The organism is Mycobacterium sp. SMC-16, assembly GCF_046250085.1.
GTDB classification, from domain to species: domain Bacteria; phylum Actinomycetota; class Actinomycetes; order Mycobacteriales; family Mycobacteriaceae; genus Mycobacterium; species Mycobacterium phocaicum.
The window spans coordinates 5,972,889-5,989,339 of record NZ_CP176427.1 but is presented as its reverse complement, the minus strand read 5'-3'; the positions used below and the strand labels follow the sequence as shown (position 1 = coordinate 5,989,339).

Below are 16,451 nucleotides of genomic sequence, written 5' to 3'. Positions count from 1 at the left end.
ACATGGCGCAGCACAACGAGATTGAGTTTGAAAAAGAGATCGCCCAGCACCTCGCCTCCCACGGCTGGTTGTACTCCCCAGACGACACCGGCTACGACAAGGAGCGGGCGCTCTTCCCCGAGGACGTCCTTGGCTGGTTGGAGGACACCCAGCCCGACCAGTTGGAGAAGGTCGTCAAGCCGGGTTCGAAGGACGTTGCGAAGCAGCAGGCTCAGGTTCTCGACCGGATTGTGAAGGTTCTCGACCTGCCGTTGGAGAACGGCGGCGGTACCCTCAACCTTTTGCGTAAGGGCTTCTCGCATCTGGCTGCGAAGTTCCAGATGTGCGTTTTCAAACCCGAGTCCACGCTGAACGCCAAGCGCAACGTCGACTACGCAGCTGTGAGGGTGCGGGTGATGCGCCAGGTGCACTTCTCAACCGCTGGCAATCAATCGGTAGATCTTGCGTTCTTCGTCAACGGACTACCGGTGGCTACAGCCGAACTCAAGACGGACTTCACCCAGACCGTCGCCGACGCCATCACCCAGTACCGAACATCGCGGCTGCCAAAGGACCCCGTATCTGGGATAGTACAGCCGTTGTTCACCTCTGGCGCAAGGGCTTTGGTGCATTTCGCGGTATCTAACGACGAGGTGTGGATGACCACTCGGTTGGCCGGTGAGAAAACGCACTTCTTGCCCTTCAACCGCGGATCCGAAACGGGCGGCGCCGGGAATCCCCTGAATTCCAACGGGTCACGCACGTCATACCTCTGGGAGCGGGTGCTCCAGCGCGACGCGTGGCTCAATATCTTGGGGCGGCTCATGTACATCAAGCACGAGTCCTCGACCGACCCGATCAGCGGGAAGACCAGCAAGTCGGCAACGCTGCGGTTTCCCCGCTTCCATCAGTGGGAAGCGGTCACCGAACTCACCGCGGCGGTCACCACTGAGGGCGTTGGCAAGCGCTATCTGATCCAGCACTCCGCAGGTTCCGGCAAAACCGACTCGATCGCATGGACAGCGCACCGGATGGCCCGGTTGCAGGTCGACAATCAGAAGGTTTTCGACTCCGTCATCGTGGTCACTGACCGCAACGTCCTCGACGCTCAACTGCAAGACGCAATCAAGCAGATCGACAACGACCAGGGCATCGTCGTGGCGATCGACCGCGACGAGGCAGCGAAGGCCGGCGCCTCGAAGTCAGGGTTGCTGGCAAAGGCGCTCACCGACGGGAAACTGATCATCGTCGTCACCATCCAGACCTTTCCGTTCGCGATGCAGGCGATTCGAGAAAACAAGGGGCTCAAGGGGAAGAAGTTCGCAGTCGTCGCCGACGAAGCGCACTCGTCACAGTCTGGGCAGGTCGCCGGAAAGCTGAAAGCGGTGTTGACTGCCGAGGAACTCAAGGAGGTCGAGGAAGGCAAAGAGATCGACGTCGAGGCCGTCTTGGCCGCCGAAGCCACTGAGCGAGCTGCATCGGAGAACATCTCATACTTTGCGTTCACCGCCACCCCAAAAGCCAAGACGCTCGAACTGTTTGGCCGCGAGCCGGCACCGGGCGAGAACCCGGTGCCGTTCCACGTCTACACGATGAAACAGGCCATCGAAGAGGGTTACATCCTCGACGTACTGACCGGCTACCACTCGTTCAAGCTTGCCTTCCAGATTGGGCAGAACGCGGGTGGCGGCGATGAGGTGGACCAGAACGAGGCCACCAAAGCAGTTATGCGTTGGGTCAAGCTCAACCCACAGACGATCTCACAGAAGGCCGCGATATCCGTCGAGCACTTCCGCGAGAACGTCGCCGCACTACTCGACGGGCACGCCAAGGCCATGGTCGTCACCGACTCCCGCAAGGCCGCCGTCCGCTACAAGCTCGCGATTGACGACTACATCGCCAAGAAGGGCTACGGCTACGGCACCCTGGTCGCGTTCTCAGGTGCGGTGCAGGATCCCGAATCCGGGCCGAATGACTTCACCGAAGCGACCATGAACCCCGGCGTGCACGATCTGCGCACCGCGTTCCGCGGTGACGACTACAGAATCATGATCGTCGCCAATAAGTTCCAGACCGGGTTCGATCAGCCGCTGCTCTGCGCGATGTACGTAGACCGGATCTTGTCCGGGGTGACGGCCGTGCAGACGCTGTCTCGGCTCAACCGCACCTACCGCACCCCATCGGGCATCGTGAAGACGGCGGCCATGACCCAGGTCGTGGACTTCGTCAACGAACCCGCTGCAATCAAAGAGGCGTTCGAGCCGTACTTCACCGATGCTTTCTTGGAAACTGCGACCGATCCGAACTTGGTGCATGACCTCGCCGCAAAGCTCGACACCGCCGCGATCTACACCCAAGCCGAGATCGACCAGTGCGCTGAAGCTTTCGTGAAGAACAAGGGCAACAGCGCTCTTGCGGGGGCCGTCGGCCCGGGCCAAAAGCGCTTCGCTGACCGGTACACCGCGGCTCTGATCCACAACGGCGGCGAGGGAGACAAGGCAGCGCTCGCCGAGCTGGACATGTTCCGCAAGGACGTCGGGTCGTTCGTCCGCCTCTATGATTTCATGTCGCAGATCATCGACTACGGCGATCCTGAGTTGGAGAAGAAGCAGATCTACCTTCGACTCCTCGACCGGTTCATCCAGTCGGAGAACTACACTGCGCCCATCGACCTGTCCGACGTAGTGCTCAAGCAGGTCAAGCAGATTGACCGAGGCCGAATCGACATCGGCCTCGGTGTGCGTGTCGGGTTGTCCGGGGTTACTGCTGCTGGCTCGGGTGAGAAGCGGGACCCGAAAATGTTGGCATTCCAACAGGTTCTCGATCGTCTCAACGACCTCTTCGGGTCGGAGGATTTCACCCAATCCCAAAAGGTGTCGTTCCTCGAAGCGTTACTGCGAACACTGCTCGACGACCATGCGCTCGTCCAGCAGGCAAAGGTCAACTCCGCTAACCAGTTCGTCGAGTCGCCCGACTTCGACGATGCGGTTACCGGTGCAGTCGCTGACAACCAAGGTGCTCACGAAAAGATGAGCGATTACTTCTTCACCAACGCGCCGGGCCGCACCCACCTGATGTCCGACATCGCGAAGTGGTTCTACCAGGTCGTCACGTCAGAGACCGAGCACATCTCGTTGCAGTAAGTAATCAGAGTCGGCGCTGGCCGGCGTCGTGGTCGCTGAGGATCGAGTTGTCTCAAACGGCGGCGGTCGTGTCGGTCCCTCGGAATACCATCGGGGAGTCGAGCAGGACTACAAAATTTGGGGGAGCGAGTGAAACTCTCGACTATGTACGTGCGGTTCTACCGCTCGTTCAATTTCGACTACTTGCGCAAGAGCAGGGAGGACACTACCTCGACGCCGAACCTGTGGGATCTGGTGGGTGATAACGATCTGTTCTTTCCCTTCGTGCGCATCCCGCTGGAGCCAGACGTCACCACGGTGGTCGGCGCGAACGAGGCGGGCAAGAGCCAGCTGCTGTACGCGATCGAGGCGCTGCTGACCGGAGAGGGATACGTCAGGCGCGACTTTTGTAGGTATTCAACGGAATTCGCTGAGGAAGCGGCACCGACTCTGCCCGAATTCGGTGGCGAGTTCACCGATCTCACCGAGGACGAGCACACCGCTGTCCTTGCGTTGGCGAAGTGGAATGTGGAGACGATCGACTCCTTCCATTTCTTCCGATTCCATGACAGAACGGTCGTGTACGTCGGTGAAGAGTCTGTCGAGGTCGACGAGACGCTCTCTGGCCTCACGCTGCCACGTTCGTTTCGAATCGACGCACGAGTGCCGCTTCCGGACAGTGTCGAGATCGCCTACCTGGCCGGCGACACATCGCGGACTGGGCGGACCCGCGAGGGCTGGCTGGGCCGGATGTCCTTCCTACGCCGCAACCCCGAGTCGCTGGATACTCCACCCTCAGGCGAGGTCAGGGCGGTGTACGACGGGGCCGACGACCCGCCCAGCGATCGGCTGCTCGAGCAGTGGAATCTTGCCCGGCGGCTGCTCCTCGACGTCGCCGAAGTTACCGAGGACGAGTTCCAGGAGCTCGGAGCCGCGATCTCGATCTCAGAGGGTTACGCCGAGGCCCTCGTGAAGAAATTCAACCGTAAACTGGCCGATAGTCTCAACTTTCGACGATGGTGGACCCAGGACAGCGACTTCTCCCTGCAACTGCGGCTGCGTGATTTCGACCTGGTGTTCACGATCCGCGACCGAACGGGCACCGACTACACGTTTGCGGAGAGGAGTCAGGGTCTCCAGTACTTCTTAAGCTACTTCGTCCAGTACATGTCGCACGACCGAAATAAGGGCGAGATCCTGCTGATGGACGAGCCCGACGCCTTCCTATCGAACTCGGGGCAACAGGACCTGTTGCGGATCTTCGAAGCATTCGCTCACCCGGACACCGACACGGCGGTCCCGGTCCAGGTCGTCTACGTCACCCACTCCCCGTTCCTGATCGACAAGAATCACGCCGAACGAATTCGCGTTCTGGAGAAGGGCGAGAATGAGGAGGGAACACGCGTCGTCAAGAACGCGGGGCGCAACCACTACGAGCCGCTGCGATCCGCTCTGGGCGCCTTCGTCGCTGAGACGACGTTCATCAGCTCGTGCAACCTGATGTTGGAAGGCCAGGCCGATCCCATTCTCCTCGCCGGGGCTAGCGCTGTGGCGAGGAGGGTCGCGCCTAGCGGAAACGCGCTCGATCTGAACACTCTGACCCTTGTCCCGTGTGGAGGTGCTCGCAACATCGCCTACATGGTTCACCTGGCTCGTGGACGTGACGAGGATAAGCCGGCAGTGCTCGTCATGGTTGACGACGACGATGAGGGCCGGGCGGCGATCGAGGACGTGAAGGCGATGAAGGGACTATTGCCAACGTCGCTGGTGTTCACCGTTGCTGACACAGTAGACGGCGAGCGGCGCCCCGGAATTGTCGAACTTGAGGACCTCGTTCCCGTCGCGTTCGCCAACGAAGCCGTTAAGCGGATCGCGGACGCGGTGCTGCCCGCCGACCAGGCAGGGGCTTTCAGGTCCGCATGGGTCGACGTGAAACCGAGACGTGGACAGCGGCTCTTCAAGTTGCTGAAAGACGCCACGATCGCTGCCTGCACCACGGGCGAACTGGGTCGGCCGCTTGAGCTCGAGAAGGTGCCCTTCGCTCGAAGTGTGATGGATCTTGCGCTGGCCAAGGACGCCGACCCCGAGCGGCAACAGGAGTTGTACAAGAACTTTCAACCGGTACTCGCGCACATCGAGATGAGGCAACGCGAGGCCATGCGCGACCATGCACAGGCAAGGATCTCGACCGTCATCAACCGGCTTCGGAAGAACTTCATTAAGGACCATCCGGGGAGGATCCGCAAGACCGATGCGGTGTCGTTGCTGGAGTCGTTGCAGGCCCAGCTTCCCCTCGAAGCAGCCGAGGCCGATGCGGTGCTGCAAGGAATGCGCTCCATCCACCGCGACTTCAAACTGGCCGACGATCCTCGCTCGATGCTTGATGAACCGGACCTATTCAGGGATCGGCTTTTCACTCTCAGCTACGGAGCGACGAATGCGGTGCAGCAGGAACCCTGACAGGGCGTCGGCTGGTGGACACCTGCTGATCTTCGCCCCCGAACCTGTCAGTCTGGTTTCTAACCGATGGGGGCAGGACAAACTGTGGCGTGGTTGTGCATCAGACCCGGCTTGCTTGGGCTGTCTGATGCGGTGTTCCGCTCTGTTTACGAGGGCTCGGCTGAAAACGATAAGCGCTGGGCCGAACGTGAGGCGGGGGCGAACGGGTGAGCGCGGCCAGCAACCCCGCTGAGTCCAGTAGGTTTGCCTGGGCGCTGGTCGGCCAAGTTTGCCGGCATGCGCGCGAGCTCTCGGTAAGATGTCTCGCACGGTGACTGCCGCGCAGGTTGAGGAGAACAAGGGCCATGGCACGTGCAGACCTGCTTCTAGCACTCGTCCAATCGGGTGCGGGTGGTGACGACCTCGCGTTCAGGCGTGCTGCGGAGGCATTGATCGCCGAAGAGGAAAACAAGCGGCACAATGTTCTCGCTTCGCAGCTCACCGAGGCGCTGCGCCGAAAGCGGCCCCAGTCTTCATCGAGTGTGACGGCGCTGAGCCGCAACGAGGCGACTAGAGGCTTGTTCTTCGAGCAAGAGCCGGAGCGCCGTGTATCGGATTTGGTCCTACCATCCGAGGTACGCCACGCCGTCGGGCAGCTAACCGAGGAACACTATCGACGCGATCTGTTACGCAGCCATGGGGTTGAACCTCGGCACCGCGTCTTGCTCGTGGGCCCTCCCGGTGGTGGCAAGACGTCCTTGGCGGAAGCGGTCGCCACCGAACTCGCAGTGCCGCTGCTCAGCGTTCGCTACGAGGGTCTGATCGGGAGCTTTCTCGGCGAAACTGCGTCGCGGATGGAAGCACTCTTCGACGCAGTGCGTGTTCGTCCCTGCGTCTTATTCTTCGATGAATTCGACGTGGTCGCCAAGGAACGCGGAGACACACACGAAACGGGCGAGATCAAGCGCGTAGTGAGCTCTTTGCTGTTGCAGGTTGATCGTCTACCTAGCCATGTGGTGGTGATAGCGGCAACCAATCACGCCGAGTTGTTGGACCGAGCGGTTTGGCGCCGGATGCAACTGAGGCTTAACCTTCCGCACCCAACTCGGGCGGGGAAGGTTGAATGGCTACAAGCTTGGTCTGCCAAGTCCGGAATCCGCTTGGGTCTGACGCCGCGAACCATCGCGGACCGGCTTGGTCGGGTCAGCTTCGCTGAGTTGGAAGAGTTCGCACTCGACGTTCAGCGACGTTCGATCCTGTCGGGTCCTGAGCCGGACGACACGGCGGTTACCCAGCAGGTTCTTAAACAATGGTCCGCGCGAGCCGGCGGTGAAGACGGGTAATGCCGCCTGAAGAGCGCGCCTCGACCCGACCGGTGATCTTGGGGCGCATTGCCCCACCCCGCGCGATACCGCCACGTCGTGGAGGCGGGGGACGAGCCCAATTCACCGATCCGGATGCCCGCGCGCGGCGCATCGATGCACAATTTGGCGCTGCGATGGCTGCAATCGGCGACCAGGTGCGTATCTCGGATTCTATCCAGGCCGCTGATCCGCAGCTGGTCCTCGTTTTCGAGGCGCTTGACGAACAGATCGACCTGACAAACGTTGCCGAGAAGCTCGGCATCGAAGTGTTGATTGAAGCCGAAAATGCTGTACTGCCGACCGACGAAGTTCGGCTCACGAGCGACAAGCCCCGCAATCCGTTCATCGCATCGTGTCTTCACGCGGTCTGCATGAATCAGTCGGCGTTCGACAACCTCTTGTCATTGTGGCGTACATGGAGGGACAGTCGAGAGCTGCCGCGAGGGTACTCACCACTACGAGACTTGTTCGCCCACCTCAAGGATGTTCGGCCGTGGGGTCCGCAAGACCGGTTGCAGACGATAGATTGGGATGAATATTTCGACGGCCGAATCGACGACCGCCTCCACTCAATCGAGATCGAGCTTTGGTACCGCCGCGGCCCCACTGCACGCGACAAGAGCCAGCGGGAGGTCGCGACTCTGGTCGAGCAGGCGGGTGGGCGAGTCGCCACAGTCGCAGTCATCGATCAGATTGGATTTCATGGGCTCAAGTGCGAGGTCCCGACCGCGCTCTTGCGCGAACTGGCAGCGGGCAACTTTGATGGTGTCCGCTTAGTTCGTTCCGCCAACGTGATGTACCTGCGAATCACGGGGCAGGCGCTGCCGATAGTCGGACCCTCCATCGAGATCTCCGAGGATATCGACGATCCGCTGCCTGGTGGCGACCCCGTTCTTTGCCTTCTTGACGGTGTGCCCATGGCGAATCACGTCCTGCTACGTGATCGAGTAGCTGTCTATGACCCAGACGATCTCACCCAGCTTGCGACGGTCGGCGAACGCCGACACGGAACTTGGACAGCGTCTATCGCTGTGTGGGGTGACCGCGGCTCGCAACAGGTTCCGGCGGCTCGGCCTGTGTTAGTTCGCCCCGTGCTGGTTCCATCGGACGAGACAGCCGATCGGACAGAGGAATTGCCATCCAACGAGCTGGTACCAGATCTGATGTGGCGGATATTCCGGGAGTTGTTCGAGGACGGCCCGAGCGGGCCCGCCGCGGCACCCACCGTCGCTATCGTCAACATCTCAGTAGGTGACCCCGCGGTGCCCTTCGAGACCGTCTTGTCTTCCTGGGCGCGGATGCTCGACTGGCTGAGCTACGAATACGGTGTTCTCGTCGTAATTTCCGCAGGAAATCATGGCAAGCTGACACTAAGTCCTTTGGTGTCAACCGATCTCACGGGAGCGGCCGGAACTGACCGGCGTCAGGTACTGCTGGATGCGATCGATCGTCGACAGAATGAGCGGAGACTGCTCGCTCCGGCGGAATCTGTCAACGCAATCACCGTGGGAGCCACTCACGACGACGGTTCGACCGCAGTCGCGCAAGGTTACCTCGTCGACCCGACGGACGGGTGTCCAAGCATTAGCCCCGTGACCGCGACGGGAAGTGGATATCGCCGCAGCATCAAGCCGGACGTACTGGCCCATGGTGGTCGCGCGTTCTACGTTGACGGTGCAACAGCCCAAGAAGCGATCACGCTGCGTGGCCTCTCGCCCCTCGGCCCCGGGCTCAAGGTGGCGACTCCGCCGGGACTCAATGAAACTCATGTAATTGGAACCAGTTTCGCCGCAGCACTAGTATCGCGACAGGCTGCACGCCTCCATGATCTCGTCGAGGAAATCGCGACGGGAACCTCCTTAACTCGCCGCCAGCGAGCGGCGGCGATAAAGGCATTGCTGGTGCATGGCACTGCGTGGCCGCCTGATCTAGCCTACGATCCCTTGTCCCCGGAGATTGCCATCGGGAATGGAGTCATATCACGGGACTATGCGGACGGATGTGCCAGCAACGAGGCAGTGATCCTCTACCTCGGCTCAATTGGGGCAGCGGAAGAGCAGGAGCTGTTGTTTCCGTTGCCTGACGGACTCAATGTCCGCGAGGCAAAACGGATCGATGCAACCCTTGCCTGGCTTACGCCAGTCAACTGGCGCAGCCGCCAGTACCGTTGTGCAAGTTTATCTTTCGTCACACCGAGCGGTGCCATCCCAACGCTTGGTACGCCAGCTGGCCATCCATCGGCCGTAACCACTCGCGGCGCAGCAACCGTACAGCACCAACGATGGGAGCTGGAAAAGACTTTCGCTTCGGGGCAAGGAAGCGATATGAACATTCGGGTGAAGTGCTATGAACAAGCTGGCGGACTTGGTGGACGCGCTGTGGACTTCGCCGTGGCAGTCTCCTTGTGGGTAGCGCCGACTATCAACGTTGATGTCTACAGCCAAGTCCGGGACCAGGTCGCTGCGCGCGTAGCGGTACGACCTCAATGAAGCGTGCCTACCGGGTGGAAATTCGCATCCCCCCACTCTCCTAGGAAATGAAGCGCTCCGTGAGACAAAACGTAGTGCAGCGATCATGAGACAACTCGGATACCCCCAGGTCAGCCGCGCGTGCATATGCAGCGAAAAGTGAGAACCTACATCGATGCGGCGGTTCGTGACGGGCCTTGCCGGCAATCTCTGACACGTGGTTGGACAGGGCCGACGCCATTTTTGTAGCCTCCTCGACAACTAAGGCACATGGACAGTCGGTTCGACGGAGCAGACGTCGCCAGCGTCAAAGGATGCGCAGTCTTGAAGGTTCACTCACCGCTTGTGGCGAATAACGCCGCTCACAAGCCGGTGGTGGGCGCCCTCGCCGGACTGGTGGCCCTGAGCGTGGTGTGGGGTGGCGTCGCGCACGCCGACCCGCCCCAGGACGGCTTAGCGCAGCTCAATGAGCTGTCCCGTCAGGCCGAACAGCTGTCGGAGACCATCCGCAACGCGCAGCCCGATCTCGACGCGAAGCTCAAGTCGCTGAGCCAGGCGGACAAGAAGCACGCCGACGATCTCGCCGGTGTCGAGGCGACCAACGCCCAGCTGAACACCTACCAGCAGGACGTTGACCAGTATGCCGCCGCGGCCTACATGGGCGGGCGAACCGACGGCGTCAGTGCCATCTTGACCGCGTCGTCGCCCTCGAACCTGATCGACACCCTGGCAGTCCAGCGGGTGGTGGGTACCGAGATCTCCGAGCAGATGCGGGGCTTCCGCCAGGCATACCAGGAGGCGCAGGCCGTCGAGGAGGCCTCGGCAAAGTCCGCGGCTGACGCGAAGGCCGCCGTCGACGCGGCCGCTGCGGTGCGAGCGGACCTGCAGAACATGCGGGCCCGGCTGCGGAAGCAGATGGCCGCTGTCACCGCGACCTACGCCGCGTTGTCCCCGGACCAGCAGGCGGGGCTGGTTCTCCCGACAGCCGCCGTCACGGCGGCGTTGGGTCCGATCGCGCCGATCCCCACGGTCGGGATGAGCGGTCTGGTACCCAATGCAAGGGTGATCGTGGACTACATCATGGCCACCTACCCCGGCGTGAAGTCGATTGGTGGCGTCCGCGCGGATCGGCTTCCCGACCACCCGAGCGGGCATGCGGTGGACATCATGATCGGCTCGGACATGTCTCTCGGGGACGAGATAAGGGCCGACCTCGAGAGTCAGGCGGGACGCTTCGGCATCTCCTACACGATGTGGCGGGTGGCTGCCCACTTCGACCACGTCCACGTGACCGTCTCCTGAAGCTCCAGCTCTATCGACAGCGTCGACCGTAACGGCCCGCCCGCTATGGAAGCGCGCGAGAGGCCTTCGGCAGCTTGATTGAGTTGCGTGCTGGTCCGATGTGCTCGGGATCACTAAATTCGCACGTTCGGCTCGGGCCACTGATCACGACTAACCCATATACGACGGTTGCTGACCGCAACCGCTCACGAGATGAACGCCAAACCGAAGATTGCCGCCGGCGCAGTCGTTCACCAATCTCGAAAGGGGAATTGGAGCAACATGTTCAGCCGTGTACTAACGCTCGCCGGTGCCGCTGCGGTTCTCGGCGCCTTGCTATCTACAGCAATCCCGGTGCAGTTGGGAGCTGTGGACCGGTTTGGCATGCCGATTCCCTGCGGGAACGGCTTTCACCCGGACTTCGAAGTCGCCCGAGCACAAGACCAGATCAATTTGGACCTGCAGACCAACGGCGGGCCGATGTTCGTGGCGAGCAACTATGTCGAGCAGTGCCAGTCGATACTGGCTGACCGTCAGGCGACGACGCTACCGGTTGGCGCCGGTGGGGTGGTGGTGCTCATCGCGGCCGTGGTCCTGTGGAGTCACCGCCGTCCGCAGGTGGGCCAGGAGCCTGCCGTGGCGCCCGTGCTGACGCCGCCGTTCACCCGCGAGGCTGCGTTGTCGTAGCAGGTGGCGCAATTGGGCGCGACGGTTCTGGAGCGGGGGCGGCCCTGAGCAGTCGGTGTGCGATCACGCCGATCATCAGCGCCCAGAACGCCGCACCGACACCGGCCACCGTCGTCCCCGAGGCGGCAACGATCAGTGTCACCGCTGCAGGGAGTCGCGCCGATTCGTCGGCCATCGCTCCCGCGCAGGCGCCGGCAAAAGCACCGAGCAGCGCCACACCGGCAACGGCCTGCACGACACCCGCCGGGGCGGCGAGAACAGCCGCTGTCAGTCCGGTGGAGACCAGGCCGAGCCCGCAGTACACCGCCCCCGTCGTGAATCCGGCGATCCAGCGGCGCCGGGGGTTCGGATCGGCGTCCGGCGCGGCTGCCAACGCGGCACTGATCGCGGCCAAGTTGACGGCGTGTCCGCCGAATGGAGTCGCCAGCAAGGAACCGATCCCGGTCACCCTCAGCGCCGGACGCCAGGGAACGCGGTAACCGAAACCCGACATGACTGCGACGCCGGGGATGTTCTGCGCTGCCATGGTCACGATGTACAGCGGCACAGCGATACCGGTGAGAGCTTGCAACGTGAAGCTGGGAGCCGTGACCTGCAGGTGGGGGATCCATGCAGTGGCTGCGGGCAGGGCGTGGTTTCGGACCAGCGTCACCGCGATCACCACCAGGGCGGCGCCGAACGCGGCCGGTACGGCCCAGCGGGGTCGGACCGCGACCATGATCAGCCACACCACCAGCACCGGCGCGATCGCACCCGGATCGTGGGCCAAGGCGGTGACCGGAGCAACGCAGAGCGGCAGGAGGACCCCCGCGAGCATCGCCTGAGCGACAGGATTGGGGATGCGGGTGACCAGGCGCGCGAGCGCCGGCCAGAGGCCCGTCGCCAGCAGCAGCACCGCCGTGAGCGCGAACGCACAGACGGCCGCGGGCCACCCGCCGGCCACAGCACCGGTCGTGACCAGCAGCGCCGCGCCGGGCGTCGACCACGCACTGGTGATCGGCATCCGGAACCGCCACGACAACAGCATCGATGACGCGCCCATCGCCAAACTCACCGCAACCAAACCCGAGGCCGCCTGTTGCGGATTTGCGCCGGCTGCCCGCAATCCCGCGAGAACCACCGCGAACGACGACGTGAAGCCGACCAGCGCGCACACCACGCCGGCACTGATCGGGACGGCCTTCGAGACGTCCTGTTCCACCCACACTCCCCGTTCTGAATACGGAACGTTCTGTAAACGGAACGTACCATGAGGAGATGTATGCAGGAGAGGTCGGTCGCCGGTTGCGAGAGCTACGGGTCGAGCGGGGTCTGAGCCTGTCCGAGCTCGCCCGCCGAGCGGGGGTGGGCAAGGGGTCGTTGTCCGAGATCGAGTCAGGCGGTCGCAATCCCACCGTCGAGACCCTCTACGCCCTGTGTGAACCCCTCGATGTGCCGCTGACCGCGCTGGTCGGCGAGTCCCCGGGCGTGCACCCTGCCGCCGACGGCGGGATGCGCACGGTGCTGCTCTCGGTGCGGCACCTACCCCGGGTGACCGTTGAGGTGTTCCGCCTGGAGTTCCCCGACGGCGCCGAGCACATCTCGCCGTCGCACGGGACCGGCGTTCGCGAGCACCTCACGGTCGTCGACGGCAAGGTGCTGGCCGGGCCGGTCGGTGAGGAGAGTCTGGTCGAGGAGGGGGCGACGCTGAGTTGGCTGAGCGATCGCCGGCACCGGTTCGCCGCCGTCGATGGTGCCGCTGAAGCGGTAGTGGTGATCACCACCCCTCGGTGACATCAGCTGACTAGGCGGGGAAATCCGCACTGCGAGAGAGTGCTCCAGTATGTCGTGGTACGCCGAAATCGCTTCAGCGACAGGCTCGTTGGCGAAGCCGGCGTAAGCATTCGTGCGGAACGCTCAGGGTTCTTCAGCACCACCCCACCCGTCAGCATGATGGCAACTCGGCCGGCTCAGAGACGCCTCCGCATCCAGTCGACGAGACCCGCAGCGTCGTCGCCGGACAGCTCGACGCCGAAGGTGTCGGCCAACAAGGTTGGTACGTCGCCGATCTCGACGTCACGGGTCGAGCATGATCCGTCGGGATTCGTTGTGGTCCAAGTGGCTCCGTCGAGGACGTGCTGGACGTCGGCGGCGAATCGCTGGACGAACGGCCGGGTGGTGAACGGTGATCGCGGCGAGGTCGACACGAAGTGGTTGGCGACGGCGTAGTCGATCGGATACTGCGGGTCGAGCGTGAAGACGTGCCGGTCGAGCCAGCCGACCGTGCCGTCCACACTCGACCGCTGCCACAGCTTCCACTCGTCCGGATGAAACACCTCGGTGTCGGCACCGAGTGGTGCCGAGGACAGTCGCAACTGCCAGCCGTCTTGATCGACCTCGGTACCCGCGATCAGCTCGACGGGTTCGAGTGGTCCGCGGCCGAATCCGACGTCGCACAGCCAGTGCCGCTCGTCGTCGAACTCGACAACGATCAGCGCGTGCGTCCGCGGGCGCGCGGTCCCCTCCGCGCCCAAAGTGACGCGGCCCGCGAGCGCGGTGAACCGGAAACCGAGCCGCTCCAGCGCCGCCGCGAACAGCGTCGCATGCTCGTAGCAGTAGCCACCACGACGGGCCCGAATCATCTTGTTCTGCAACGTTTCCAGATCGAGGACGATCGGCCGGCCCAGCATGATCTCGAGATTCTCGAACGGGATGGAGGTGGTGTGGGCTCGATGCAGAGCAGCCAAGGTCTGTGCCGTCGGGAGTCGCTCGCCGGCGAAACCGATGCGCGCGAGGTAAGCATCAAGGTCGAGTCCGTCGCCCTGCCAAGTGGTCACAGACCCACGATAGTCAGCGGCCCGGCCGACCCGCCCTTACGAGGGGTTACGGGATGCGGCCGCGACCGCGGGCAGGTAGATGAGGTCGATCAGCTCGGCGAGGGCGCTGGTTTCAATAGTGTTGTGCGCGAATAACATTTCGTTGCGCATCAGTGCCAGGACGCTCATGGCCACGCGGTCGGGAATCCGGGCCGGCCCTATCTCGCCTCGATCGCGGGCGGCATCCAACGCGCGACGAATCGTTTGATCCGTTTGTGCGGCCACCTTGGTCTGGAATGTCTCGAGGGTGGCTTCGTCGGCCTCGGCGATGAGGTTGCGGTAGGTGTCGAGGCCGATCTCTTGCCACTGCTCGACCAGGGCCTTGACCAAGGTGAGGATGTCGTCACGAAGGTTCTTCGACGACGTCACGTCGAACGGCGAGGTGCGCAGCGTTGGCAGCGCGTCGGTGACCATCTGTGCACGAGAACGATAGCGGCGGTACAGAACGGGCTTACCCGTCTTCGCGCGGCGGGCGACGCCTTCGAACGTGACACCGGCATACCCGTTGTCGGTCAGCTCGGCCCAGGTGGCGTCGCGGATGGCGGACATCAGCGCGTCGTCCCGGCGCCGTGCCGCCGGCTCGGATGGAGCCACCGCTTCTCGATTAGGCACGTTGCGTATCTTAACCGGCCCCACTAGGCTGAGAATAGGAAACGCTCCGTATCTTATGCACGTCGCCAAGAAACACCCCGTCGAAGCAAAGGTGAGGATTCGTGAAACTGCCGAACGTGGAGGACCTCGATCCCGCACAACGCGAGGTCTATGACCTCTTTCCGGCCAACCTGTCGCGGGGTTTGGTCATGACCAGGGCCAGCGCGAAGCCGTATCTGGCCCTGGGGCTTTCGTTCCGCACGGGCGCACTGTCGGCTGACACGCGAGAGCTGGTGATCTTGCGAGTGGGCGCGGTGACGAACGCCCCGTACGAGATTCATCACCACGTGCCCGAGGCGCGGGCTGCCGGGGTTTCGGAGCCGATGATCGACAGCGTCGTGTCAGGAGCCACAGAGTTCGGAGACCGCTGCGTCGATGTGCTCCTCGCGTTCGTCGACGACCTGCTGGCGCAGATCAAGGGCGGCGGGGCGAACCCAGAGCCCATGCGGGAGTTCTTCTCCGACAACGAGATTGCCGAGATGACGCTGCTGGTCGGGCACTACGTGATGACCGCGATGTTCATCAAGACCCTCGGCATCGTCCCCGAGGTGGACGGCGCTGACGCCGCGAACATTCTGGCTGACGCCACGGCCAAGCTGCACGACGAACGAGCGAAGGACGGACGATGACCGACGAAATCCCTTTCGAGGAAGGCCTATTCGATCTCGGCGGGGGAGCCCATGTCTTCCTCTCCGGCAATGAGGCTCTCGGCTTGGCCAATGCCGGCCTGGTGGTGAGTGCCGGCGAAGCGCTGGTCATCGACACGCTCTACGACGTGCAACATGCGCGGGCCATGTGCGCGTACATGGACGAACTCACGAAGGCTGCGCCGGTGCGGTACGTCTTCAACACCCACACCGACGGCGACCATTTCTTCGGCAATCAGTTGTTCTCCGGAGATACGGAGATTGTCACCACCGAAGCCGCCAGTGCGCTGATGACTCAGGAACATGCCGACCTCACGACGAAGTTGCTGAACACCGATACCAAGCCGGGCGGCCCGCTGCAGGCCCTCGCCCCACTTGGGCGGCCCTTCGACTTCTCCGAGGTGCGGGTTCGGGCGGCCGATACCACCTTCAACGGCGAAAAGGCCTTGCGTGTAGGCAAACTCGACGTCGAGCTCCACGAACTGGGCCCGGCGCACACCGTGGGCGACGCCGTCGCGTACCTGCCCGAGCTCGGCGTGCTGTACGCCGGAGATCTGTTGACGCACAACCCCGTTGCGGTCACCTGGTCGGGTTCGATCCCGAATTGGCTCAGGGCGCTCGAGCGCATCCGTGCCTTCGGAGCGCGGAAAGTCGTCGCGGGCCACGGTCCCGTCCTGATCGGCCCCGAGATCAACGCGGCCATCGACCGTGGAATCCGATTCTGGTCCAACCTGCACACCGACGCGACGTGTCTCTACGACCAAGGTGTGCCGGTGGCGGAGGCGGTCGCCCGGATGAATATCCAGAACTATCCGGAAGCCGCTGCGACACTTCCGATCATCGTCACCGCGATCTATCACGAGCGCGATCCGGACATCCCGTACCTGGACCTGACGCAGGCCATCGAGTCCATCGCCGCGCAGCTCGCGCACGCGCACGGCTAGGAGCGCCCGGAGCC

The 16,451-nt window shown here is 63.0% G+C and carries 12 protein-coding genes; 9 read left to right on the top strand and 3 right to left on the bottom strand.

All coding sequences use genetic code 11. The features are described from left to right. Positions 1–2: 2 nt before the first annotated feature. The 6 genes from ACJEIK_RS29075 (at position 3) to ACJEIK_RS29050 (ending at position 11,340) form a co-directional block, all read left to right on the top strand. Positions 3–3,122, top strand: a complete 3,120-nt coding sequence (locus tag ACJEIK_RS29075) for a type I restriction endonuclease subunit R (RefSeq protein WP_409430795.1) — start codon at positions 3–5, stop codon at positions 3,120–3,122. 150 nt (positions 3,123–3,272) lie between these two features. Continuing rightward, a complete protein-coding gene (locus ACJEIK_RS29070) occupies positions 3,273–5,561 on the top strand; it encodes an AAA family ATPase (RefSeq protein ID WP_167838078.1) in 2,289 nt (762 codons plus the stop codon). Positions 5,562–5,905: 344 nt separating this feature from the next. Continuing rightward, positions 5,906–6,883: an AAA family ATPase gene (locus ACJEIK_RS29065; protein ID WP_135357431.1), complete on the top strand. Its 978-nt coding sequence runs from the start codon at positions 5,906–5,908 to the stop codon at positions 6,881–6,883. 155 nt (positions 6,884–7,038) lie between these two features. Beyond that, positions 7,039–9,393 (top strand): S8 family peptidase, encoded by a 2,355-nt coding sequence (locus ACJEIK_RS29060; protein ID WP_244602363.1) that lies wholly within the window; start codon positions 7,039–7,041, stop codon positions 9,391–9,393. 324 nt (positions 9,394–9,717) lie between these two features. Continuing rightward, a complete protein-coding gene (locus ACJEIK_RS29055) occupies positions 9,718–10,674 on the top strand; it encodes a glycoside hydrolase (protein ID WP_409430794.1) in 957 nt (318 codons plus the stop codon). Positions 10,675–10,866: 192 nt separating this feature from the next. Beyond that, positions 10,867–11,340, top strand: coding sequence for a hypothetical protein (locus tag ACJEIK_RS29050; protein WP_133428028.1), 474 nt, complete (start codon positions 10,867–10,869; stop codon positions 11,338–11,340). Here the strand turns inward: ACJEIK_RS29050 and ACJEIK_RS29045 are convergent. After that, complete coding sequence (locus ACJEIK_RS29045) at positions 11,315–12,541, bottom strand: benzoate/H(+) symporter BenE family transporter (protein WP_409430793.1); 1,227 nt, start codon at positions 12,539–12,541, stop codon at positions 11,315–11,317. The genes ACJEIK_RS29050 and ACJEIK_RS29045 overlap by 26 nt on opposite strands. Before the next feature lie 56 nt (positions 12,542–12,597). Between ACJEIK_RS29045 and ACJEIK_RS29040 the strand changes: the two genes are divergently transcribed. After that, on the top strand, positions 12,598–13,113 hold the full coding sequence (locus ACJEIK_RS29040; protein ID WP_133428029.1) for a helix-turn-helix domain-containing protein: 516 nt from the start codon (positions 12,598–12,600) through the stop codon (positions 13,111–13,113). Between the two features lie 176 nt (positions 13,114–13,289). Here the strand turns inward: ACJEIK_RS29040 and ACJEIK_RS29035 are convergent, their stop codons facing one another. Together ACJEIK_RS29035 and ACJEIK_RS29030 are read right to left on the bottom strand one after the other, a co-directional pair. After that, a complete protein-coding gene (locus tag ACJEIK_RS29035; protein ID WP_409430792.1) occupies positions 13,290–14,156 on the bottom strand; it encodes an arylamine N-acetyltransferase family protein in 867 nt (288 codons plus the stop codon). Positions 14,157–14,192: 36 nt separating this feature from the next. After that, on the bottom strand, positions 14,193–14,744 hold the full coding sequence (locus ACJEIK_RS29030) for a TetR/AcrR family transcriptional regulator (protein WP_061004753.1): 552 nt from the start codon (positions 14,742–14,744) through the stop codon (positions 14,193–14,195). Between the two features lie 164 nt (positions 14,745–14,908). Here ACJEIK_RS29030 and ACJEIK_RS29025 point away from each other — a divergent pair, with 164 nt between their 5' ends. Next, positions 14,909–15,475, top strand: coding sequence for a carboxymuconolactone decarboxylase family protein (locus ACJEIK_RS29025; RefSeq protein ID WP_133428030.1), 567 nt, complete (start codon positions 14,909–14,911; stop codon positions 15,473–15,475). Next, positions 15,472–16,437 (top strand): MBL fold metallo-hydrolase, encoded by a 966-nt coding sequence (locus ACJEIK_RS29020; protein ID WP_133428031.1) that lies wholly within the window; start codon positions 15,472–15,474, stop codon positions 16,435–16,437. Before ACJEIK_RS29025 ends, ACJEIK_RS29020 begins: the two co-directional genes overlap by 4 nt. Positions 16,438–16,451 lie beyond the last annotated feature (14 nt).